Below are 21899 nucleotides of genomic sequence, written 5' to 3' on the forward strand. Positions count from 1 at the left end.
CGGCGTAATCGGATCGAACGGGCTTCCCGCGCCGCATAGGTTGGTGCCGTGACGACGACAGCGGGGGCCACGCACCGACGTACCCGAATCGGGCTGCTCCAGGTCTGCGCGGCCGGCGTCCTGTGGGGCACCGGCGGGCTTGTGGTCACCGTGCTGCACAACCGCGACGGCCTCGGCGCGATGACGGTCAGCGCATGGCGGATGGCGCTGGCCGCCGTCGCCCTGGTCGGCTTCGCCGCGGTGACCCGCCGGTTGGGCGTCGTGCTCGCGACGCTGCGCACCCACCCGGTGCTGGCCGTCGTGGTCGGCGTCGGCACCGCCCTCTACCAGGCCCTCTACTTCGGCTCCGTCCTGCTGGTCGGCGTGAGCGTCTCGACCGTCGTCTCGCTCGGGCTGGCACCGGTCCTGACCGCCGCCTGGGAGCACGCCGCCGCCCGGTCCCGCCCGTCGCTGCGCGAGGTGGCCGTGCTGGCGGCGGCGCTCACCGGGCTGGTGCTGATCAGCGCGACCGCCGGACACGGCTCACCCGCCCCCGGCGGCCGGCCGGGGCTCGGGATCGTCCTCGCCGTCGCGTCCGGGGCCACGTACGCGGCGACGACGCTGCTCGGGCACACCCTGGCCCAGCGGGTCGACTCCGTGGCCCTGACCACGTGCGCCACCGCCGCCGGGACGCTGGCCCTGCTCCCCTGGCTCGGGATCGCCCTCGCCGCGGGCGAGCCGGTGCTCACGGCAGACCCCGCCTCGCTCGCCCTGCTGGCCTACCTCGGGGTCGCGACGATGGCCCTGGCGTACGGCCTGCTCTACGCCGGGCTGCGGACGACGTCCGGGGCGGCCGCCACGGTGGCCACCCTCGTCGAGCCGCTCTCCGCCGCCCTCCTGGCGGCACTGCTCCTGGGTGAGCGGCTCACCGCGCCGGCGCTGCTCGGCGGCGCGCTCATCCTCGCGGCGGTCGTCGCCCTGCAACCTGCGGGCCAGGACCGGACCGCCCCCGCAGCGGCCCGGCCCGGCCCGGCGCAGCCCGACGGGGCCGCCGGGCCGTGACCGCCGTTCTCGCCTCCCTCGTCGGCCGCGCCCGCGTGCTCCTGCTCGACTTCGACGGGCCCGTGTGCGCCGTCTTCGCCCGACACCCCGCGTCGGCCGTCGCCGACGAGCTGCGCCGGCTGCTCGCCGGCCGGGGCGTGCCCCTGCCGCCCGGGATCCGGCACGAGCCCGACCCGCTCGCCGTGCTGCGCTTCACCGCCACGCTCGGCCGCCCCGCCGTCGTCCGGCTGGTCGACGAGGCGCTGACCCGCGCGGAGGTCACCGCGGCCCGCACCGCCGCGCCGACCCCGTACGGCAGGGAGGCCATCGTCGCCGCCCACCGCGCCGGCCGCCGGGTCGCCGTGGTGTCGAACAACTCCGCCGCGTGCGTCCGCGCCTACCTGGACGCCCGCGGACTCACTTCGTACGTGCACCCGGTCGTCGGCCGCCCCGAGGGCGCGCCGGGGCGGATGAAGCCCGACCCGTACCCGGTGCTCGCGGCCCTGCGGGAGTGGGACGCCGAACCGGCGGACTGCGTCCTGGTCGGCGACTCGGCCACCGACGTCGAGGCCGCCCACGCCGCCGGGGTCGCCGCCATCGGGTACGCCAACAAGCCCGGCAAACGCGCCCGGCTCGCCACGGCGGACGCCACCATCGACAGCATGGCCGAGCTGGTGACCGCCCTCTCCCCCGCCTGACGGCCGCCCGGCCCGGTCAGCCCGGTGCCCCCGCGCGTGCCGCCGCCCGGCCCCGTCAGTCCGATGCCCCCGCCCGGCCCGGTCGACCCGCTGTGCCCGCGCGTGCCGCCGCCCGGAGAATGCCGTCGAGGCTCTCCTCGAACAGCAGGTCGTCGTCCCACCGGGTGTCGTCCAGATGGCCGGAGGCGTGGAGGGTCGGATAGGCGTCGGCGCTCGCGGCGACGTGCTGGCGGGCGGCGGCCCTCACCCCGGGGTCCGCGTGCTGCCGCCAGGTGGCCTCCGTGAGCGACGCGCCGATGACGTAGTTGGCCAGCATCCGCGTGGCCACCGCGAGCCGGAGCCCCCCACAGCCGCCGCGCACCAGCGCCGCCTGGAGGAACTCGGTGCGGGCCAGGACGTTGGGCCCGAGCATCGGCCGCCCGATCAGCCCCGGCGCCCAGGGATGGCGCAGCATCGCGGCGCGCCAGGCGCGGACGAGGACGAGGACGTCCTGTCGCCAGTCGTCGGTCACCTCGGGGACCGGCACGTCGCCGAAGACCCCGTCGACGGCCAGGTCCAGGACGTCGTCCTTCGTCTTGACGTGCCAGTACAACGCGGTGGCCGTCACGTCGAGCCGGTGGGCGAGGCGGCGCATCGTCAGGCCCTCGATGCCGTCGGCGTCGAGCAGGGTCACCGCCGCGCCCACGATGCGGTCGAGGGTCAGCGGCGGCTTCCGCCGGGCGCGCGCCGGCTCCGCGCGCAGCCAGACCGGCGGGGGCGTGGTGGTCATGGAGTTCATTCTAGTACGGTGGACAGGCAACTTAACGTTGGTAAGTTGCTTCGATGATCGGCGAGGGGAGTGGGGTCGTGCCTCTGCTGCGGGTCCACCTCGACAGCGACCGGGTCACCGCCCGACGCATCCTGCAACTGCACCAGGAGGGCAAGACCCACCACGAGTCACGGGAGGCGGCGCGGGACGCGGTGTGGCGGCAGGGCCGCACCCCGGCCGGCGAACCGGTCTTCGTCGGCATCACGAACGGCCGGCGTAACGTGCAGTTGCTCTACGACGTCGAGGTCTACTCCGACACGGTCGCCTGAGCGCCCACACTCCCTTCCTCGACGGGAGTCAGTCCAGGTCCCCGCGCTTGGCGGCGATCCACGCCTCGACGTCCTCGGCGAGCCAGACGTTGCCCATCTGGAGCGTCGCCACCGGCTCGGGGAAGTCGCGCCGGCTGGTGATCTGGTAGACGCGCTGCCGCGAGACGCCGCCGAGCATGGTCCGGATCTCCCCCGAACCCACCAACCGCAGCCTCCTACCCATGTCGCTGACGCTAGGCATGCGCCGACTAGGCGTGTGTCACGTTGATAGAGGACTAGTTGTTTGGAGCACTAGTCGATTACCCTTGTCGCATGACTAGATTCAAGTGGTTCCAGCGCACCGGCCAAGCAGTGGACTACGTGGCCGGCGAGCCGACCCCGACCAGGAACGGCCAGGGGGCGCACGCGCGGATCGGCCGCGCCGCTGCCCCAACACCACAGCGGTGGCCGCTGATGGCCAGGGTCGGCGCTGGGCGTCCGGCGCAGGCCATCAAGCGGCTCGACCAGAGCTGAACGGTGCCGACCCCCCGGCGGCAGCCAGAGCCCCCGTTCGCCGTCCTGATGGCCGGCTACGTCGTCGACTTCCACCACCGTTCCGTCTGCTCGAAGTGCTCCGACGACGGATGCCCGCGCCTGGCGGCGGCCGGCGAGACCCTGCGCGCGTGGCGGGACCGGAAGAGCCGACGTGAAGGCCGGTGACGTGCTGCACCTGAACCGGGCGGCAAGCCCTCAGTTCGTACGGCCGATCTTCTTCCGCCTCATCAAGGTCCGCACCGAACTGCACACGTACGCCGGCTGGATCTGGCTCGACGGCTACCAGTTGAACGAGAGGGGCCAAGCCGTGGCCCGGAGGGAGTTGTACGTGTTGGAGGCAGCCGTCAGGTTGCTGCGCACTCCTCGCAACAACAGCGGCCACGGAACACGGAGAACCCAACAAAGCACCAGCTCGGAGCCCCAATCGAGGCGCTGAGCTGGTGGGCGACGGACGAGTCGACCTGTACGCCGGGTTATGAAGGCGATATGCCATCTGACCTGGGGTGGGGCCTGGCGACAACCGTTGCAGGCCGTCGCCAGGCCGTCAGGGAGCCGTAGACCGCCGACTACTCGGTGACGACACGGGCAACCATGGTCACCGGTAGCGCCGGACGTTCATGTCCCTCCGGTAGTCGATATATCTCCGCGCAGCAGCCCGAGGAGTTCTCACCCACACGGGCGCACCGACGAGGATCCGGTCTACGGGCTGGTCCAGGTCCCACCTCTCCTGATCAAGAACCACGTCGCTGTAGATCTCTGCAAACCATTCCGAGTCGGAAGCATCGCCGAACGCATATCCACGCTTCCACGGTTGGTCGGGGCTCTCGCGGGACTCCCTCGTAAACCCCTGCTCGAATGCGATCTTCATAGCTTCCACAGAAATTGACTGTGGGTCATCCCACAGCGAGTCATTCTCGGCGCACCTAGTCGCGAGCCACTTGCTGATCGAGAACATGGCAGAAGAACTCCAGCCTTCTGCCACAGGATCATTCGGCCCCATAAACCCGGCAACGTTGTCTTTGCTACCGAAGAGGCATACGAAGACGCGAGTGCCATCCGACGCGGTAGAGCGCACACCGATGACGATCCGATCTTCCTCATAGGTCACGAAGTGGGAGAACTCGGCTCGCCCAACCCCTTTCGCGTACCGAACCGGTGGAGGCGTGACGAAGTCCTCAACAGCAAGGCTCCCGATCGAACGCTCAATTCTCTCCGCAATCTCGTTCTTATATAGCGAACGCGGCTCCCGCCCAAGCTCCCACTCGACAGGCAAAAAGGGGAGACTAAGCACAAACTTCGAGCGCCACCGAGTGGCGATACTAATCGCCTCTTCATCCGCAATAGTACGAACTCGCCGATTAGACCAGTACGCATATCGAGTGGACTCTCCGCGCTCACCCATTCATCGAACCTTCCCGAAGACCTTCGCGGGCAAGCCGTCTTCCCGCCGACGACGCCGCTTCAATCGACTGTGTACCTCATGCGAACCACACTCACGCCGCGCCACTCCGGCGAAGGGAGCTGGGCAATGGTCACGGATTGACCGTCTTGCGATAGAGGTCGTCGATGGCGTTCCGGGTGCGCTCCTCGCTGGCCGGCATCAGGTGCGTGTAGACCCGGAGAGTGAAGCCGGGGTCAGCGTGCCCGAGGTAGGACGCGAGGGCCTTGATGCTCTCCCCAGCGTCGAGCAGCGACGAGGCGTAGAAGTGGCGAAGCGCGTGCATCCCGGTCGCCCGGGTCGGCGTGATCCCGGCCGCCACGACAGCCGGTCGCCAGCTCTTGCCGTCGAAGGTGTGCCGATTGATCGCACCGCGTCGGGTGGTCGTGAACAGCAGCGGCACCGTCACCCGCTCATCGCTGGCCGGGTTCTCCCACGGCAGGGTGAGCGACACCGGAGCGAAGTCGTCGACGTGCTGCCGCAGGACCAGGGCGACGGAGTCGGGCAGCGGCACCCGGCGGTCACGGTCATTCTTGGGCAGCCCGAAGACCAACCGGGCCCGGACAAGCTTCACCTGACGCGAGATGTGTACCCAGCCAGCATCAAAGTCGATGTCGTCGACCCCGAGCCCAAGGATCTCCCCCTGCCGTAGCCCACACCCCGCGCCGAGGTCGACCATCGGCCGATACCGCTGAGCAAGGCCACCGCGGATTGCCGAAACCTGTTCGTACCGCCACGGCACCACTCGACGCTGAACCGGGCGCGGAGGCTTGACCGACTTTGCCGAACACGGGTTCTTCGCGATCCGTTCGTCGTCGACCGCCGCCCCGAGGATCGTCCGCAGGTGCGCGAAGACGACGGAGCGGGTCGCCGGAGCCAGCTTGCCGACCATCGCCGCGTCCCACTCCCGGATGTGCCCCGGCTTGATCGACGCCAGTTGCCGAGAGCCGAAGAACGGCAGCAGGTGCTTGCGTACCCGAAACTCCGTGCTCTCCCGGGTCGACTCGTCGAAGGCTCGGGTCCGCAACCAACTCTCGGCGTACTCGGCGAAGGTCATCCGACCGGCAACCGGGTCGACGTAGGAACCCCGGAGCTTGTCCGTTTCGGTGGAGACGAGGAAGGCGTCAGCTTCGCGCTTGGCCCGGTCCGGGAAGGACTGGCTACGTTCCCGGCCGTCGGGGCCGATGTACCGCACCCGGTAGCGCATCCCCTTGCCGAACAGGGCCGACTTGACCCGCTCCTTTCGGCCGCCGGGGTGACGGATCACCTTGTACCAGCGATCTTCGACGTGTCCCATCAGGCTGCCGCCTGCTCACGTACCCACGCCCGGACCGCTTCCGGCTCGTACCGCAGGTGCCGGCCGACCCGAGCTGCCGGCGGACCGTACTTGACCTTGCGCCAGCGGTACAGCGTTTCCGGTGGGACCCGGAGGTACACCGACACGTCCTGGACCGTCCAGAGCCCTTCGCTCGCCATCAAAGCCCCTCCCCCGTCGTGCTGTCTTGCGCGTTCGTCGATCCGTCCTCTGGTCGCTGCGCCGCCCGGTCCTTCGCGGCGAGTAGTTCGGTGCGCCAGCGGGCGCGTTCGCTGATCGAGCGCATGAGTCGGTAGGACAGTGGGCCGACGTCGGCGTCGTCGGGTCGGGCGAGTTCCCAGGCGTGCCGGACCCGTTCGGCGGTGGCGCCCTGGTCGTCGACGAGCTGCCCGGGGTCGTCGGCCGTGCTGCTTTCGGTGGTGCTGTCGGCGGTGGCGCTGTCGGTGGTGACGCCGAGCAGGGCGCGCACCCAGGCGCGCACGTCGTGTTTGTGGTCGGCGAGGGTCTTGCCGGACCAGTCGCGGGAGATGAGGATGCGTCGGCCGCCGATGCCGAGGGTGTCGCGTTGGTGGACCTTGCCCTTGCAGCGGCCCGGCTTGAGCTTGGCAGTCGCCTTGCGGGGTTGGACGCCGTAGAGCAGCCAGTTGGCGCACCGGTCGGTGCAGGGGGTGACGCGCAGTGCGCGCCAGAGCCGGTCGAGGTGGGCGCGTTGCCGGTCGGTGGTTGCCTTGTGGCAGTCGCCGGTGTGCTTGGTGATGTACTTCGTGACGTACCGGATGGTCCGTTCGGCGTCTTCGGTGCCGGGCATGACGCCGCGTGCGTCGACCTGGGTGCCGAAGCGGACGAGGTGTACGGGTTCGGCGTCGGGGTTGTCGTCGATGGCGTCGAGGGCTTCGTTCCAGGTGGTCAGCGGGTGGCGGGTGTCCGGGTCGACCCACGCCGCCGCTTGTTCGTCCCAGACCGGGGGTCGGTCGGCGGTGTACCGCTGGACGTCGACGGGCGGCCACCAGACTTGGTGGTAGGTGGCGGCGGCGACGGTGCGCAGGGTGTCGCGGGCGATGGTGCCCCGGATGGCGAAGTGTGCGTGTGGGGCGAGTCGGCGTTGGGGTTCGACGCAGCCGGCGTACTGGACGTTCCAGCCCTCGCAGCGGCGTAGGTTCTGCCAGAACCGGTCGAGCAGGCGGGGGAAGTGGACGGCGTCCCAGGCGGCGCGGCGGTAGTCGTAGCGGTCGGGGTTGACGGGGGTGCCGTCGGGGCGGACCGGTCCGTACGAGTCGAGGGTGAGGGTGAGCCACATCGACGGCCGGTAGGTGGAGCCGTCGGGGGCGGTGTAAGTCTTGCCGACGGTGCGCGCTTCGACCTTGCGCCGGGGCAGTTCCGGGGCGTCCTGCCGCCGTTTCGTGGAGCGCTTGCGGCGGCGGCCGGTGTCGTCGTCGCCCTGGTCGTCGTCGGTGCTGGTGTGGGGTGGGCCGACGCGCCCGCGCAGGCCCTCTGCGGCGATGGCTTCCTCTACCTCGCGGATGGCCTCGTCGAGGTCTTCGACCTGGTCCCACTGGGCGGCGCGTGATGCCTCGTCGCGGGAGAACTCCAGGTACGCGCGGAACAGGATCAGCGACTTCTGCGCTTCGGTGGCGGGTTGCGGGCCGGGTAGGGGTTCGTCGTCGCGGTGCCAGCCCTCGCGGATCTGGGCCTGCCGCAGCCGGCGGTTCTTCTTCGCGCACGGCGGGCACTTGTCCTCGCGGGTCGCGCCGCAGGGCAGGTCGATGACTTCGGTCAGGCCGGTGTCGAGGTCGGTGCGGCGCATGGCCAAGGGGCGCACGCAGACGCCGTACTCGATGGCGATCTGCTTGAGCACGTCGACGGAGCGGGGTAGCGCCATGCGGGCCGCCCGCGACCCCGGCCGGGGAGCGGCAGCCGGGGTCGGGGCGACCGGTTCGAGGCCGGGCAGCGTGGGAGCGGTCATTGGCCCGCCCCCGGAGTGGGGCGAATGCGGTGGTGTCGGTCGCGGGTCGGTCGGTACTGTCCGGGCTCACCCTGAACCTGAGCGGCGAGGTCGACATGAACAGCGATGACGGAACGACGGTGCTGTGGCGACCGACCGGGCCGCAAGAGCTGGATCTTGTCCGCGAGTCGGGGTGGCGCAAGTGGCCGCCGCGCCTTCCGGATCAGCCGATCTTTTACCCGGTCTTGAACGAGGACTACGCGGTCATGATCGCCCGGGACTGGAACGTGCCCGCGTCCGGCGTCGGCTACGTCACCCGCTTCCGGGTGGAGTCGGAGTTTCTGAGCCGCTACCCGGTCCGCCAGGCCGGCGGCAAGACCATCCTTGAGTTGTGGGTGCCGGCCGAGGAGCTGGACGAGTTCAACGCGTACATCGTCGGGCTGATCGAGGTCGTGCACGAGTTCCGTTAGCCACTCGGCGGCGGGGGCGGCCGTCATCGGATGATCCCGACGACGTGCGGCCGGTTCGACTGGACGACGCCACGCGGGGGCAGGATCACCGCCGGGGCGGAGACGGCGGCCGGTGCCGGGACAGCCGGCGGCACGGGGTCGGCCGGACGCTCCGGTTCCGGGTCGGCGGGGGTCTGCTCGGGTGCCTCGTCCCAGTCGACCGGGGGTTGGTCGGGTTCGGGTGCCGGTGGCAGGGCGGGGGTGTTGGACAGGATGACCTTGACCAGGGCGAGGAACGCCAGGGATGGTACGGCGGCCATGGTCCAGCCCCATACGGACGGTTCGGCTTCGGCGACCTGGGCGGCGAGGGACAGCAGCGCGAACGCCACCAGCAGTGAGGCGACCAGGCCGACCGGGCGGCGGGCGCGGCGGCGGGCGCGGAGTTCGAGGCCGAGGTAGATGGCCATGAGTTCGACGGCTACGGCGTTGGCCCAGCCGATCCAGTCGGGTTGGCCGTGGGTGACGGACAGGTCGTGGACGTGGGTGAAGGCGGCTGCGCCGGCCATGGTGCCGATGGCGAGCAGGATGACCAGGCGTACGGCGGTTTCGGTGCGCTCGGTCATCGCCACTCCTGCAACGGCTTCTCGCGGATGGTGAGGTCGATGCGGATGCGCCGGTCGGCCATGTCGGGGCGGCGGCTGACCATGTGCGCCAGGCCGCGCAGGGCGGCGGCGGTCTGGTCGGCGGGGCCGACGAGGCGGATGCGCAGCGGACGCCGGAGCCGGTTGACGATGCGGGCGAGGGTGGTCATGGCGGTTACCTCCGGGCCGGTCGGATGTCGGTGCGGATGTAGTCGGGTGGGGTGCCGAGGGTGGCGACGGCTTCGGAGAGGCAGCGCCACAGCGCCCACGCCTCGTCCGGGGTCAGGGACATCCGTCGCCGGCCCGCGCCGACGGCCAGGTGGACCGGGTACGGGTCGGGCCGTTCCGGGTCGACGCGGACGGAGACGGCGGTAGTCGGGTCGGGGGTGCGCAGCCGGTAGAACCGGCGTCCGTTCGGCGTGGCGGTCACCGCGGATCACTCCCGTTGTCCGGGTCGAGGAGGTTGCGCAGGGCGTCGGGCAGCAGCGGCCCGGACGGCTTGCGGGGCAGCGGCGGGCGCACCGGTTCCGGGGTCGACTCCCGCCGGACCTGGGCGAGGATGTCCGCCGCGTCAGCCGAGGCCGGATACCGGCGGGCGAGGTCGCGGATGTCGTCGTCGGTGACGTAGGAGAAGCGGACGCGCAGGGGTTCGGGGGTGCCGTCGAGGATCACGTACCCGACGCCCTTGGCCCATCGCGGCATCTGATCGGCCAGGGCGCCCCGGTTGCGGGCACCGTCGCCGAGGACCATGTCCACCTGCGCCGCCTCGGTCAGGCCGAGCGCGATGCGGGTAGGGAACAGGTCCCGGAACGGCAGCACCTCCTTGCGCGGGTCCTGCAACGCAGCCACGACCAGGACGCCGACCCCGGCCCCCTGCGACAGCAGCAGCCCCAGCGACGACGCGATCCGCCTACGCAGGTCGACATCTTGCAGGTACGCGGTGAGGGCGGCCATTTCGTCGATGACGACCACGACCAGGGGGTCGGCTTCGGTCGGGGTGTGGACCCGCACGGTTCCGGCGAGCCGGGTCTGACGCTCCCGCATCACCGCCACGGCCTCGTCGAGAAGATCAGCCATGGCCTCGAACGAGGTGCCGGCGAACCGGGCGAACAGGGGCCGGCCCATGGCGAACTCCATCCCGCCCTTGGGATCGATCACCCACAGCCGGACCAGGCCGGAGGTGATGCCGCCGGCCAGCGCCCGCACCAGCGACCACAACACCGAACCCTTGCCGGAACGGGTGGCCCCGCCGATCAGGACGTGCGTGGCGAGCAGGCACAACGACCAGGTCCCCAGATCCTCCCGCCGAGCCAGCGGCAACGCGGTCAAGTCCGGCACCGGCGGGGCGTCGAACGGCGGCACGACCGGCCGCAGCGCGTCCGTGCGGACGAGCACCAGGTACACCAGCGTTGGGCGGTCCCGGAACCGCACCCGGTCCACCCAGCCCAGCACCAACGCCCAGTAGCCGGTACGGGTCGGCGGGGCGTCGGGCCGCTCGGAGTAGACCCGGGCGTGCCGCCGGCCGAAGGCGTACGCGAGGTTCGCCGTCACCTTCTGGAAGTCGGCCGGGGTCTGCCCCCGCACCATGCGCACGGTCAGCACGTCGAGCGCCTGATCCGACCGCACCCGCAGCAACTCCGGCAGGACCGGCCGATGGTCGTAGGACTCGGCGAGGCCGCACAGGGTCATGGCCTCGTGCCACGCCCGCCGGTACACGAAGACCTGCCGGAAGCGGCCGAGCAACGGGCCCGCGCACCACCGCCACCAGGACGCCTCATCGCGCCACCGCCACAGCGCCGACACCGCCGAGGACAGCACCAACGGCACCACCACGCCCGGCAAGCCATGCTCGGCGTAGAGGACAACCGCGGCCACGGCCAGGCCGACGGCGACCGGGTGACGCAGGCACCACCAGCAGAACCGGGCCAGCCAGCGCAGCACCACGCCAAGCACGACCAACCACATCGGCAAGACGAACCGCTTCGGCCGGATCACCAGCAGATCCCCGGCCGACGTCAGGATCACCTCACCGAGCGGCCGGCGCATCACTGTGCACCCCGCAGGGACACGAACCGGCCCGCCGCGTCCCGGACCGGAGGGAACGGGAGAACGAGCTGCCCGACGCAGAGCGGGCAGCGGTCAGCCGCCCCGCCGGCCGGGTCGAACCGGGACTGACACACGCCGCACCGAGGCTGAGCCGGGGCAGGCGAACGCCTACGCTTGGACACGTCACTACCTCTCTCGACAGAGCAGGGGGAAGAGACACAGGGGGCGGGGCTGCCGTCCGCCAAGACCTGACAGCCCCGCCCCCACCCGATACGGCTACGCCGCCGCCTTCTGCTTGCCGGCCACGCCCGCCGGGGCGCGCATCCCAGTCGCCCGCAGCGAGTACGCCATCCGACCGGTGTTCGACACGTACGGCGTCACCGTCATGCCCTCAAACTCCACCGCCTCGAACGGCGCACCCGTCGGCGGCACCGGCTGGTGATCCACCGAGATCTTGACCGTCGTCTCCCGGGAGCGCTTACCAAGCTCCGGGTCCAGGTCCATCACGCGCACCTGCCACACCCGCTGGCCGGTCAGCTTGTCCTTCGCCGGACTACGCCGCCCGGTCTTCTCGTCGTAGTCCTCGACCTCACCCAGGGACTCGGGGACCAAGGCGCACCCCGCCGGGAACACGTCCTCACAACGCACGGCGAACCTCGCACCGCCACGCAGAGCCATCGCTCAACCTCCAGATTGTTGGCATGTCTGCCAAGTTGAGACTCCAAGGTAGACGGCACTTGGCAGACAAGTCAACAACCTGGCTTAGATGTGCCGTTCAACCGGGTCAAATAGGGCGATAGCGGCCTTTCGTTGAGCGCGGCCACTACTCCAGCTCCAGATAAATGCAATACCCTAGGGTATCGATTTTCGACTGAGTCGAAGTAGCGCAGCGAGCGACGGTTCCAGGAATTCGCTACTTAATGATAGTCATCAATATTATCTAAAGCTTGCGAACGGACCGCCTTTGGCAGTACCTTCATCGGCGTCGCAGGTGCGATGCAAGCGGTAGTCCACGCGAGGGAGAGGTCTGTGCTTTCGATCAACGTTTCATTCGCCGCACCCGTAGTTGTCCTCGTCTTTGTAGTGGTGCTAGTCATCAGCTTGTGGCCGGCAGCGCAAGGGGCTCTCTAGAGGCTCTAGCTGCCGGTTGGGCATTCGGAAAGCGGGTAGGAATAACGGATGGAGAACGACAAGACAGACGGTCACTCACGCCCTGCCGGGATTAGCGATGAGACCGTCGAGGCGCTGGGAGAGCTGAGCAAAGCGCTGGAGACGATCCACCGCGTCCGGGGTCACCTGTACTCGGCGCACCAGCTCGTGGGCGGTGCGGATCTCACCCTTGACCGAGTCGTGAAGTTGCTTCGCGAGGCCGGGCATGACGAGGTGGCCGACCGGGTCGAGCACGAGCTGTTGGGGCGCAACGTGCTACCTGGCAGGTGGACGTTCCAGATCGTGGAGGAGTTCGACGACGGCTACTACGCGGCGTTCCAGGAGATCGAGCGGGACGCGCGGGAGAAGTTGGCCGGTGGTCGGCGGCACATCTACGAGGCGGAGATGAAGGAGCGTCGGCGTACCCACGGGATGCCAGGGCACGAAGCTACGCCGTAGCGCTGCCGCCGAAGTCGAAACCGTTCGGGACCATCGAGGCCAGGGCGTGGGCTCTGGCCTCGATGATCCTCATGCGCGCCTGATACTCGGCGGGTTCCCGGTGCGCGGCCTGGCTGGTGACCTGGCCGGGCCACTTGCGGTAGAGCAGGCCGTACTCCCGGGTGAAGTAGCCCTCGCTGACCGCGTTGGCGGCGAGGAGAAGGCCGGTGTCCTCGGAGGCGGGCAGGGCCATCCAGCCGCCGAGGGCGAAGACGAGATCCCGGCGCAGGCACAGCGTCGCCGGATGTACCGAGGCCCGGTAGTCGTTGGCTTGCCAGAAGGCCAGGACCGCACCGCGGTCGATGACGCCGCCGGCCGGGTCTTTGTCCCATCCGGCGGTTAATCCGTCGGGGAGCAGGTCGAGTACCCGCGAGGTGGTCCAGCCGATCTGCGGGTGCGCGTCGAACGCGGCGATGTCCCGGGCCAGCGCCCCGGGGGTCAACTGGTCGTCGGCGTCCAAGACTTTGATGAGCTGCCCGGAAACCCGGGAAAGCGCGAGGGTGCGGGCGACGCCAGGCCCGCCGGGACGCCCGGTGCCGAGGCTGATCCGGGGGTCATCGGGCAGCGCGTCGACGAGGGCACCGGTCTGCCCGTCTTCCTGGACGAGCCATTGCCAGTCCCACCCCGGGGGCATGTCCTGCTTGGCCAGCGACTCGTACGCGCCCGCAAGGTACTCGATGCTGGGCGCGTGGACCGGGGTGATGACCGAGACGAGCTGCGTCACGTTTTCCACCGCTGGAGTTTGTGGGAGTAGACAAGCTCTGTCCGGTCGCCCGGCATCACCACGTCGGCGACTTCGACGATGCGGCCGGTGGTGTCGATGGAGGTCTTGCGCACGGTGAGCACGGAGACGCCCGGGTCGATGTCCAGCAATTCGGCCTCGTCCGGCGACGGCGGCCGGGCGCGGATCTCGTCGTCGATGCGGTCCAGCTCGATGCCGAGGGTGTAGAGCTGGTGTTGCGTCCCGCCCGGCCACGGTTCCTTGCTCTCGTCGAGCAGGTCGGGGTTCGCGGCCACCAGGTCGTACGGCAGATAGGAGTACGACACGGTCAGCGGCGCGTTCTCGTGCCGCGACGACGTCCAGTACACGCGGCGCAGCAGCGGCGTGCCCGCCTCGACCTGAAGGGCCGCCGCCATGTCGGCATCGGCGTCAACGCGGGTGTACTCGGCGTGGAACTTGAGGTCGTCGACGGTCAGGCCGGTGTCGTGCTCGGTCGCGCCGGTCTTCAACCGCTCGGCCTCGTCGAGCAGGACCCGATCCTTCTCCCACTGGTACCGCTCGGTGTTGCGACGGCGTACCCGTTGGCGGGGTGCCCGCACGTAGGTGCCGCGCCCCTGCTCGGCCCGGACTAAGCCCCATTCCCGCAACTGGCGGATGGCGTTGCGCACGCTCGTGCGGGACAGCCCGGAGGTGTCGGCCAGCTCGGTTTCGCTGGGCATGAGCGTGCCGGGGGCCAGTTCACCGCTCACGATCTTCGCCCGCAACTCTTCGGCGAGTTGCAGGTAGCGAGGGCGCCAGTCCCGACCATGCACACCGGTCACCGTACCCCCTAGACGTTCCAACGTCTGCCAGGTGGTCCCCCCAGACGGCCGCTCAGGAACCGGAGGCACCGCCACCGCCGTCCGCGACGACAGCGTCCGACGCGGACCCGGAGTCCGAGGAACAGGTACGCCCCGACGGCTGCCGGCGTTCACCGCGTCTCCCCCGCCTGCTCGCGCGGTTCGGCCGCCGCCCGCATGGCCTGCCGGGCGTGGGTCAGTTCCTCGATGAGCCGGTCCACCTGGGCGGCCGTCAGCAGCACGGTTTGAGTCGCGCCGTAGCGGGTCGCGTCGAGCTTGACGGCCAGGTCCCGACGGGCGAACCGGTCGACGAGCAGTTGCACGCTCACCCAGCCGGTCCGCTCCCGCCCGATCGTTGCGAGAAGCCCCCGATGCATCGGGGCGTTCGGCCCGCAGCCCCGACACCACACCGGGCACACGACCGGCGCAGCCGACGATCGCGGGGCATCCGCCACGGGTACGGGCTCACTCATCGTCGGCCCCTTGGTCGCCGGCGGCCTGCTCCAGCAACCCGCTCAGGTGCTCGACCAGCTCGGCCGCCTGCGGCAACGTCAACTCCGCCCAGGTGTTGCCCGCCCGGCACGTCGCGTGAACCCCCACCATCGGCCCGAGCCCATCCGCAGCGATGAGATAGGTGGCGACGACCCCGGCCGCACGGGAGTCGCCGACGCGGTGCATCGGGCCGCGATGGCGGCGGGCCATGTGCGCCATCACCGGCGGCACCAGGTAGCCGCAACGGTCAGGGGCACACCACTCAGGGTGGCCCGTCACCCCGAGGGGCCTGATCGGGTGCCTCATCGCGGACACCGCCCGCCGTTGCCCCGCGTCGCCTGAGCAAGGGTCATCAGCGGCGCGTACGGCAGCACGGGCACCTCCCGCGTCGGAGCTACCGACCACCACGGCGACGGCGGAACCGGGGCCGGGCGCGGACGCGACGGAGCGTTGCTGCTGGCGGGCCGGATCGGCGTACGCGTTCGTGACCACCAGGACGAGAACCAGCCGCGCCGACGGTGTGAGCCGGACATCGCACCTCCAGAGGTAGGAGGGGCCGGTGGCCAGCCATGGAAGGAGATGGCCAGCCACCGGCCCGGATGAAGGCACGGCGCACCGTCCGACACAGACGGGTCGGGTATCGCCGAGCCAACTTGTGCGCGGCTACCGCAACCGGTCCGACAGGACGCCGCGCTTCAAGTGCGACCAGGGCCGACCCGACCACCCCTGACACGAGTCGTCACCCTGGCCGCACAGATGGAAACGTACCTACAACTGGACGAGTTGTCTACACGTCGAAACGGGTCTCTTGCTTGACACTTGGTAAGACAAGTGCCAGGTACGGTGAGCAGGTGCCCACCCCGCACTACGGACAACCCCGCTACCGCACCATCGCTGACGAACTGAGGCGGCGCATCGAGAACGGCGTCATCCCGCCGGGCGCCCTCTTGCCGAGTGAGAGCGCGCTCGCCGCCGAGTTTCGGGCGAGCCGCGGCACGATTCGTCAAGCCATAGCAGCTCTACGGGAAGCTCGATTAGTCAGGACTGAACACGGCCGCGGCACCCACGCAAGTCCCCTACAACACGAGGCCGAGCAAGAGGAGGGCTCCGACTCTGAGACACGACAGCGGCAGGTCGACGCCGACCCGGAGCTCGCAGCCCTTTTCGCTGTCGAGGTGGGAACGACCCTCCTAGTACAACAGAGAGTTACCTGGGCAGGCGGCGTGGTGGACGAGGTCGTCCGAGCCTATCGAGTACCCCGTTCCGAGCATTAGCGCTGCCACCGCACCTTTGAGATACAGCCTCGATGAGGCAGGCCAGGGGCCGCACCCGCCGCTTGAACACGCGTCACCCACTGCCTCCGTGACCTGCGAGCCGCCACGCTTGGTGCTCGGCGGCTAGTGCGGACAGCAGAGCCGCCTTAGGACGCCAAAGACCTTGGCCCCGGGGGTTGCTGGCCTACAAGTGCACGACAACTGGCGTCCGAAACCTAGCCAGGCACATCCGAGCAGCCCGCCAGCTCCGCACAAGGCAACCATGGCCTGCGCTCCTCTTCATCGAGGTCGATGGCCACGCGGTCACAAACGCCCCACCCCAACTCCCAATCGCCGCCGGAATGTGCCACCATGTCCACTCGTGGCATGCCGCCGCGCGACGCCGGTGGGCCGCCGCTAGGCTCACGGCCCGGAGATCCAGGCCACCTACCGTCCATGTTGGCCGAGAGGTTGCCGCGCCGAGCAGCGGGAGGAAGTCTTCAGTGACCGACCCAGTCTTGACCGAGGACTTCAAGAGATGGATCGGCAACCGGAAGATCTTATCCTTCGGCAGCAACGACGGAGCCGCACCCCTCGCCTTTCAGACATGGCATCGGTTCAAGGAAGCCTTCCCGCCCGAACTACTGGCGCATGCCTTCGAGCGCTCCGGGCTCGACATAAAGCGCTGCTTAGACCCGTTCGGCGGAAGCGGCACGACAGGCCTAGCTTGCCAGATGCTAGGCATTGAGTCGACTACGGTGGAAATCAATCCGTTCTTTGTCGACGTTATTGGCGCAAAACTCCATCGCTACAATCTCGACAACCTCGTTGACCGCCTAGCAGAGGTACGCCGGCGAGCACGCTCAACCACAGTAGACTACGAGACGTACTTCGCTCACGTTCCCCGGACTTTCATACAGCCGGGGATGGGCGAACGTTGGCTGTACAACCGAGACGTCGCCCAGCGGCTGGCGAACCTACTTGCAGCGATCGAAGAAGTTCCGGAGCCGGACGTCTCCCGCCTCTTTCGAATCATCGTAGGCGGCTTTCTCACCGAGGTCAGCAACGCGACCATCAGCGGCAAAGGCCGCCGCTATCGCCGAAACTGGAAGCAGTCACCCTGTAACCCCGACCGGGTAGAGACCGAGTTCGCAAGGCGCACGGAAAATGCGATCCGCGATATCCAATCATTCAGTCAACGGCCGGAAGTAACAGCCAAAGTAATCCGGTCCGACGCACGGATGGTCGATTTAGACGAGAGTTTCGAAATTTCGGTCTTCTCCCCACCCTATCCAAACTCTTTCGACTACACTGACGTGTACAATCTTGAGCTCTGGATGCTTGGGTATCTCCGTGGAAGCGACGACAACCGCTCCCTCCGCACTTCCACCATCAGCTCCCACGTACAGTTATCGAGAGAGTACGCAGAACCACCGCAGGGCTCCATCACGCTTGATCGGGCGCTCGCTCAGCTTGACGAAGCTAAGGACCGTCTCTGGAACCGGTGGATCCCTGCCATGGTGGGCTCATATTTCTCGGACCTTTTAGCGGTACTGTCCCGAGTACACACCAATTTGACCTCAAAAGGTCAATGCTGGATTGTAGTCGGAGACAGCAGCTACGCGGGAGTCTCTGTTCCTGTGGCCAAGATTCTATCGGAGCTGCTTCCCACCCGTGGATGGTCAACAAAACAGAATTCAGCTTTCCGGCAGATGCGTTCATCAGTGCAGCAAGGCTGGCGCCCGGACCTGGCTGAATCGCTACTCGTGCTAGAGCGCACCATCTGACGGTCCGCATGGGGCGAATCGACCTGGACGCGCTACGGTTGTCAGCTCATGCCGACTCTCCAGCGGATGCCGCTGAGAGATGTGCCCTGTACGCCTTTGCCGACGCAAACAGGTACCACACCTGCAGCGCGACGCCAAGTTGGCCAGCCTTGTCAACTACGTGAGCGAAGCATGCGTCACCCACGTTCTGCTTACGCATATCGAAGCAGCAGAGGGCCGTCGCTCGGGCTCCCCTTTCAACTGCATATGCTGAGGCTTGGTCAACGCCTTCCTCGATCCATTTGTTGATCTCGTTTTGAGACACTGACGTTCCGCCACTTCGAAAGCTTCGAAGAACCTTCAGTTCGAGTAAGACATGCCGGACGAAGTTTTCACTGTCAAATGGGTCCGCCCCCTCGATTTCCAGATCAAGCCGTCCACTTATCTGGGGCTGCTCAGGACGAATTGCGCAGTGCGGGAAGGCCACGTTCAGCGCCGTTTCTAAGTACATCTGGATTGTTAGCTCGGCGCGTTCTATTGGGATAAATTTTACAGGCTTATGCCAGAGCTTTGCGGTCTCACTCTGTGCGTCCGGAGTCACGAGCTTCGTGGCATGGACCCTGTCAATCACCTTAATCACGTCCTCGAGCGTGACTGGCGCTCTCGGCAACGAGATAATGATCCGCTCATCCGGCTCGTCAAGGCCTAGCGGAAAAAACCGAATCTCGCCCGGACTCGTACGAGGGTCGTGAATTACGGCAGGGACGGTGCCAAGCTCATAGTCGTCCGCCACCTGCTTAAAAATGTCGTCGTCCTGCTCGAATGACAGTACAGTCGACCGCCCTGATGCTACTACCGGCCCTACAAACCACAGTCGACCCTGTAGCGGCGTCAGGCCATTGTCAATCATCCGGTGCCTGCTCGTCTGCAAGTCCTTGAGAGCGGGCGGCAGCGTAGGGCATAGCACAAATACCGATGGCTCATTCCCAAGGGAACCGACGCGATCAACCCGCGTTCTCAGCAGGCGGACCACACCTCTTACGAAGCGAACGTTGGCAGGCTGATTAGCGTCGTTTCCGATACCCGAATAGGCCTGAGCGGTCTGAAGCAGCCGCTCCGGTGCGAAGTCGGCTTCGTATGCACTAGGCAACATTCATCCTAGAATACAAGTGACGGACGTAGAGGTGAACTGTCTCAGCATCCGATAGATTCGTTTGCTCCCGGGTCAAAGCCTTGAAGCGCAGCGCCGTTTTTGCAGTGGCATTAACTCCCTGCTCGCCATCAATGTCGACGACGCCACCAACGTCCACTACGGGATTGGAATAGGCGGCATCCGCGATGCCAACCTGCTCGATTCCCTCTACTCCGATCGCAGATGCCGCATAGACAACTTCACGAACGAATGCGTGGCTCCGCTCGGCCAGATGGTGTTGATTGATTTCGTCAATAATGCGATCAGCAAAGCTCCGATTTAGAAAGTAGCCCGCACTTAGACGCCAACCGTCTTCCCAGTCTTCTTCATAAGCAAAGCTATCGACTTGGACCACTCCCAAGCCAACCAACAGGTCTAAGTCGTGCTGCAACGCAGGGAAGAAGGGGTAGGTTCGGCGCTTCAAAACCTGCCCGTCAAGAATAGGCAAGTGCCAAACCGGCGCTAACGCATCAGCCAGGTATGCGAGAGTATGGAGGGTTCGCACATCAACTGGGTAAAGCCCTACTTCTTCAGCCGCGTCGAAAATTGCGATGAGCCGAAGTTGTCGCTCTATCTGCTGCATCTCAGCAGATAGAAGTCGCCTAGTCACGGGGAGCCCTTGCTCGCGCGAAGATCCGCGTCCGGACTTCCTGGTATTGCTCATGCAATTGCTCGGTGGCGGCTGTCGGGGTGGCAATTGCGAGAAGATCGACCACCCGCTCATCCCGTGATGACTGAATACCAGCATTTCTAAGCAGCGCCGGTATAAGGTCACCCTCTACAAGGTTCGAGGTAATTAGAAGGCGATTACCCGACGAAGGCTCGCCGTACCTAGTCAGCACGTCAGCCGCCCTAGCGACGAAGACTGCATCAAGCGACGACTCGGGCGCGTCTATTACCATTGTGGTGCCACCTTCAGTAGCAACCTGCATTAGGGCCATGCGAAAGGCGAGGTCAATAAACTCTCGCTGACTTTCCGAAACCTGCTGAGGACCGCTTCTTCGAACCGCCGAGTGATAGTCCGTACCAGTCATTTCTAACTCGAAGGCCGGAAAGTCCACTAGCCCGCCAGTCTCCCCGAGCCGACCCTTTCGCGGCGCCCAGACCAGCTCACATCCTTCCAAGAGGAAGTCTGTAGCGAATGACCGGAAGGCTCGCTTTATTTCTTCCTTACGAGACGCGATATCCCGGTTGATGCGGGCGGCGAACATACCGAATTCGTCGCGTAGAGACTCTAGCTTCTGCCGGTCTGCCGCGAGCCCTGCACGCATCGTGGACAGGTAGGTTCGATGCTCATGAACAGCCTTGTCCGACGGGGGAAGACGTTTAATCAGGTTATCTATGTCGACGGCTCGGTTAGCGGTCCTAGCGGTCAACTCTGCAATGATCGATACGCGGGCATCGTATTCTGCTTCTGACGCGTCCCGTTCACCCACAGCAGCAGTCGCTTGGGTCTCGGCGGCCTCAAGGTCTTTCAGCGCCTTCGTAAGCGTACGATTCGTCCTTTGGCGCGGCACCGTCCTCTCGGTGATGTTCGAATTGCAAACCACACACCGACGCTCAAGAACGCGCGCTTGCAGATCAGCGGCAAAGCCGGGCACGTCCGATTGGCAGACGAGGCAACTTTGGTTGGCAACTATGTGACCCACCAGATACCTTGCGGTCTCAGATGCCGAGGGAAAGGAGTTTCGGATCATTGAAAGCTGTTGACGCTCGACTGCACGAAGCGCAGACTCTTGGGCCTGCTCCGCAGTCAAGGCGTTAACGCGCGCCTGCTGTCGCCGGGCTTCGACGATTGCTAGAGCCTCCTCCAATTCGGCAAGCTGCTCAAGCTCATCTTCCTGTATGCCCTGCAACAGTTGGAGTTTCTGCCGGACCTCGTCCGCGCTGCCGATCACTTTCTCCGTTCGGGCCGCCCGCTTTTCCTCACGCCCAATTGCGTACTGAAGGTTTCGTACGCTACTGTCGAGCGTGAAGATTTCGCGCTCCTTTGATGCCTGCTGCTTCGCCGTCTCACGGTCCAAAAAGAGCAGGCGAAGAAGTTGACGCTGCGCAGAAGCATCCCAGACGAGCGCGCGGCGATCTTCGAAGTAAAAGGTAAGATGCCGGAGAAGGAATATCATATCGCCAAACGAGGGCACATTCGCATGATCCTGAATCGCGGCTTGATATGCAGTATCCGAAGCGTCCTGTTCCTCATCGTCAATCGTGAAGCTCCGAATGCTCAGGTCATGGAGGCTACGTGAGACACGGAAAGAGGATCTGCCGAGCCTGAATGTTAGGGCCGCCGTTGCCCCCGCAGCATCGTCGATCACGCGATCAGCAAAAACCCGACGGTCAATCCGAGATAAGGAACGGGCTTCCGGGGTCCGGTTTCCGAATTCTCTCCCGGCGACCATGTTGGGCAATTCGTGTCCACCGGTGAGCATACGATACATGATCGTCACGAGCGTTGTTTTACCGAGGCCATTTGCCCCTAGGACAAGGGTCAATCCAGGTTTAAACGTTACGCGGACGCCAGGGTGTTTCGATGTGCCGGGGTAAAGCCCATACTCCTTGATTGTGAGCTCTTCGAGCACCGGTAGCTTAATCATCGCTGCCGGCCTCTCTCCACGAAGGTGGTGGCCCAGGACTCAAGGGATGGAGTTTGGTTGATGCCCACGACGAGATCCTAGCTGGAGCGTCAAGAGGCTCACGCCGATCATCTCTGGTCCAGCATGATCCCACAGCTAGGCGGTGTGACGCTTACTCGTGCATGCTTACACATCCAGCATCGCGTGTGATGCGAAGCGGTCCTAGCCACCTAACGTCTGTCTAGTCCCACCTGAT

At 66.7% G+C, this 21899-nt stretch carries 27 protein-coding genes; 9 read left to right on the forward strand and 18 right to left on the reverse strand.

What is annotated here, in order from left to right; translation table 11 throughout:
* Positions 1-48 precede the first annotated feature (48 nt).
* Both O7628_RS03945 and O7628_RS03950 read left to right on the forward strand, forming a co-directional pair.
* Positions 49-1041, forward strand: a complete 993-nt coding sequence (locus O7628_RS03945; RefSeq protein WP_278128406.1) for an EamA family transporter — start codon at positions 49-51, stop codon at positions 1039-1041.
* Entirely contained in the window at positions 1038-1718 is a 681-nt protein-coding gene (locus O7628_RS03950; protein ID WP_278128407.1) for an HAD family hydrolase, read from the forward strand. The genes O7628_RS03945 and O7628_RS03950 overlap by 4 nt, the downstream gene beginning before the upstream one ends.
* 55 nt (positions 1719-1773) lie before the next feature.
* Here O7628_RS03950 and O7628_RS03955 read toward each other — a convergent pair whose 3' ends face one another.
* Positions 1774-2487: a TetR/AcrR family transcriptional regulator C-terminal domain-containing protein gene (locus tag O7628_RS03955; RefSeq protein WP_278128409.1), complete on the reverse strand. Its 714-nt coding sequence runs from the start codon at positions 2485-2487 to the stop codon at positions 1774-1776.
* 77 nt (positions 2488-2564) lie between these two features.
* Between O7628_RS03955 and O7628_RS03960 the strand changes: the two genes are divergently transcribed.
* On the forward strand, positions 2565-2795 hold the full coding sequence (locus O7628_RS03960) for a hypothetical protein (RefSeq protein WP_278128411.1): 231 nt from the start codon (positions 2565-2567) through the stop codon (positions 2793-2795).
* A gap of 28 nt (positions 2796-2823) precedes the next feature.
* Here O7628_RS03960 and O7628_RS03965 read toward each other — a convergent pair whose 3' ends face one another.
* A complete protein-coding gene (locus tag O7628_RS03965) occupies positions 2824-3036 on the reverse strand; it encodes a DNA-binding protein (RefSeq protein ID WP_278128413.1) in 213 nt (70 codons plus the stop codon).
* Between the two features lie 71 nt (positions 3037-3107).
* Between O7628_RS03965 and O7628_RS03970 the strand changes: the two genes are divergently transcribed.
* A complete protein-coding gene (locus O7628_RS03970) occupies positions 3108-3308 on the forward strand; it encodes a hypothetical protein (RefSeq protein WP_278128414.1) in 201 nt (66 codons plus the stop codon).
* A gap of 172 nt (positions 3309-3480) precedes the next feature.
* Complete coding sequence (locus tag O7628_RS03975; RefSeq protein ID WP_278128415.1) at positions 3481-3765, forward strand: hypothetical protein; 285 nt, start codon at positions 3481-3483, stop codon at positions 3763-3765.
* Between the two features lie 159 nt (positions 3766-3924).
* On the opposite strand, the gene O7628_RS03980 is transcribed toward O7628_RS03975, so the two are convergent.
* From O7628_RS03980 to O7628_RS03995, 4 genes are all read right to left on the reverse strand, one after another.
* Positions 3925-4602: a hypothetical protein gene (locus O7628_RS03980; protein ID WP_278128416.1), complete on the reverse strand. Its 678-nt coding sequence runs from the start codon at positions 4600-4602 to the stop codon at positions 3925-3927.
* Between the two features lie 259 nt (positions 4603-4861).
* Positions 4862-6064, reverse strand: coding sequence for a site-specific integrase (locus O7628_RS03985; RefSeq protein ID WP_278128418.1), 1203 nt, complete (start codon positions 6062-6064; stop codon positions 4862-4864).
* On the reverse strand, positions 6064-6243 hold the full coding sequence (locus tag O7628_RS03990) for a helix-turn-helix domain-containing protein (RefSeq protein WP_074474743.1): 180 nt from the start codon (positions 6241-6243) through the stop codon (positions 6064-6066). The genes O7628_RS03985 and O7628_RS03990 overlap by 1 nt, the downstream gene beginning before the upstream one ends.
* Complete coding sequence (locus O7628_RS03995; protein ID WP_278128421.1) at positions 6243-8045, reverse strand: replication initiator; 1803 nt, start codon at positions 8043-8045, stop codon at positions 6243-6245. The genes O7628_RS03990 and O7628_RS03995 overlap by 1 nt, the downstream gene beginning before the upstream one ends.
* 95 nt (positions 8046-8140) lie before the next feature.
* On the opposite strand from O7628_RS03995, the gene O7628_RS04000 reads away from it, so the two are divergent.
* Positions 8141-8494 (forward strand): hypothetical protein, encoded by a 354-nt coding sequence (locus O7628_RS04000; protein WP_278136202.1) that lies wholly within the window; start codon positions 8141-8143, stop codon positions 8492-8494.
* A gap of 23 nt (positions 8495-8517) precedes the next feature.
* Here the strand turns inward: O7628_RS04000 and O7628_RS04005 are convergent, their stop codons facing one another.
* The 5 genes from O7628_RS04005 to O7628_RS04025 all read right to left on the reverse strand — a co-directional run bounded on the left by O7628_RS04005 (position 8518) and on the right by O7628_RS04025 (position 11838).
* Positions 8518-9096, reverse strand: coding sequence for a DUF2637 domain-containing protein (locus O7628_RS04005; RefSeq protein ID WP_278128422.1), 579 nt, complete (start codon positions 9094-9096; stop codon positions 8518-8520).
* Positions 9093-9284, reverse strand: a complete 192-nt coding sequence (locus tag O7628_RS04010) for a hypothetical protein (protein ID WP_278128423.1) — start codon at positions 9282-9284, stop codon at positions 9093-9095. The genes O7628_RS04005 and O7628_RS04010 overlap by 4 nt, the downstream gene beginning before the upstream one ends.
* Positions 9285-9289: 5 nt before the next feature.
* A complete protein-coding gene (locus O7628_RS04015) occupies positions 9290-9544 on the reverse strand; it encodes a hypothetical protein (protein WP_278128425.1) in 255 nt (84 codons plus the stop codon).
* Positions 9541-11160: an FtsK/SpoIIIE domain-containing protein gene (locus tag O7628_RS04020; protein ID WP_278128426.1), complete on the reverse strand. Its 1620-nt coding sequence runs from the start codon at positions 11158-11160 to the stop codon at positions 9541-9543. Before O7628_RS04020 ends, O7628_RS04015 begins: the two co-directional genes overlap by 4 nt.
* 276 nt (positions 11161-11436) lie before the next feature.
* Positions 11437-11838 (reverse strand): transcriptional regulator, encoded by a 402-nt coding sequence (locus O7628_RS04025; protein WP_278128428.1) that lies wholly within the window; start codon positions 11836-11838, stop codon positions 11437-11439.
* A 501-nt stretch (positions 11839-12339) separates the two neighbouring features.
* On the opposite strand from O7628_RS04025, the gene O7628_RS04030 reads away from it, so the two are divergent.
* Positions 12340-12768, forward strand: coding sequence for a hypothetical protein (locus O7628_RS04030; protein ID WP_278128429.1), 429 nt, complete (start codon positions 12340-12342; stop codon positions 12766-12768).
* Here the strand turns inward: O7628_RS04030 and O7628_RS04035 are convergent.
* From O7628_RS04035 to O7628_RS04050, 4 genes are all read right to left on the reverse strand, one after another.
* On the reverse strand, positions 12758-13540 hold the full coding sequence (locus O7628_RS04035) for a glycosyltransferase (RefSeq protein WP_278128431.1): 783 nt from the start codon (positions 13538-13540) through the stop codon (positions 12758-12760). The two genes, O7628_RS04030 and O7628_RS04035, sit on opposite strands and share 11 nt — an antisense overlap.
* Positions 13528-14349: a GntR family transcriptional regulator gene (locus tag O7628_RS04040; RefSeq protein WP_278128432.1), complete on the reverse strand. Its 822-nt coding sequence runs from the start codon at positions 14347-14349 to the stop codon at positions 13528-13530. The genes O7628_RS04035 and O7628_RS04040 overlap by 13 nt, the downstream gene beginning before the upstream one ends.
* 149 nt (positions 14350-14498) lie before the next feature.
* The gene (locus tag O7628_RS04045) at positions 14499-14696 is read right to left on the reverse strand and encodes a precorrin-4 C11-methyltransferase (protein WP_278128433.1); all 198 of its coding nucleotides are present in this window, start codon (positions 14694-14696) and stop codon (positions 14499-14501) included.
* A 136-nt stretch (positions 14697-14832) separates the two neighbouring features.
* Positions 14833-15078 carry a hypothetical protein gene (locus O7628_RS04050; protein ID WP_278136203.1) on the reverse strand — a complete coding sequence of 82 codons (246 nt, stop codon included), beginning with the start codon at positions 15076-15078 and terminating at the stop codon, positions 14833-14835.
* A 380-nt stretch (positions 15079-15458) separates the two neighbouring features.
* Here O7628_RS04050 and O7628_RS04055 point away from each other — a divergent pair, with 380 nt between their 5' ends.
* Both O7628_RS04055 and O7628_RS04060 read left to right on the forward strand, forming a co-directional pair.
* The gene (locus O7628_RS04055; RefSeq protein ID WP_278136204.1) at positions 15459-16133 is read left to right on the forward strand and encodes a GntR family transcriptional regulator; all 675 of its coding nucleotides are present in this window, start codon (positions 15459-15461) and stop codon (positions 16131-16133) included.
* A gap of 482 nt (positions 16134-16615) precedes the next feature.
* Complete coding sequence (locus O7628_RS04060; RefSeq protein ID WP_278128435.1) at positions 16616-17899, forward strand: DNA methyltransferase; 1284 nt, start codon at positions 16616-16618, stop codon at positions 17897-17899.
* A 46-nt stretch (positions 17900-17945) separates the two neighbouring features.
* Here O7628_RS04060 and O7628_RS04065 read toward each other — a convergent pair whose 3' ends face one another.
* From O7628_RS04065 to O7628_RS04075, 3 genes are all read right to left on the reverse strand, one after another.
* Positions 17946-18671 (reverse strand): hypothetical protein, encoded by a 726-nt coding sequence (locus O7628_RS04065; RefSeq protein WP_278128437.1) that lies wholly within the window; start codon positions 18669-18671, stop codon positions 17946-17948.
* A 349-nt stretch (positions 18672-19020) separates the two neighbouring features.
* Positions 19021-19653 (reverse strand): hypothetical protein, encoded by a 633-nt coding sequence (locus tag O7628_RS04070; protein WP_278128438.1) that lies wholly within the window; start codon positions 19651-19653, stop codon positions 19021-19023.
* Between the two features lie 19 nt (positions 19654-19672).
* Positions 19673-21649, reverse strand: coding sequence for an ATP-binding protein (locus O7628_RS04075; RefSeq protein ID WP_278128440.1), 1977 nt, complete (start codon positions 21647-21649; stop codon positions 19673-19675).
* Positions 21650-21899: the final 250 nt, after the last annotated feature.

This window comes from Micromonospora sp. WMMD956, assembly GCF_029626125.1.
Classification (GTDB): Bacteria; Actinomycetota; Actinomycetes; order Mycobacteriales; family Micromonosporaceae; genus Micromonospora; species Micromonospora carbonacea.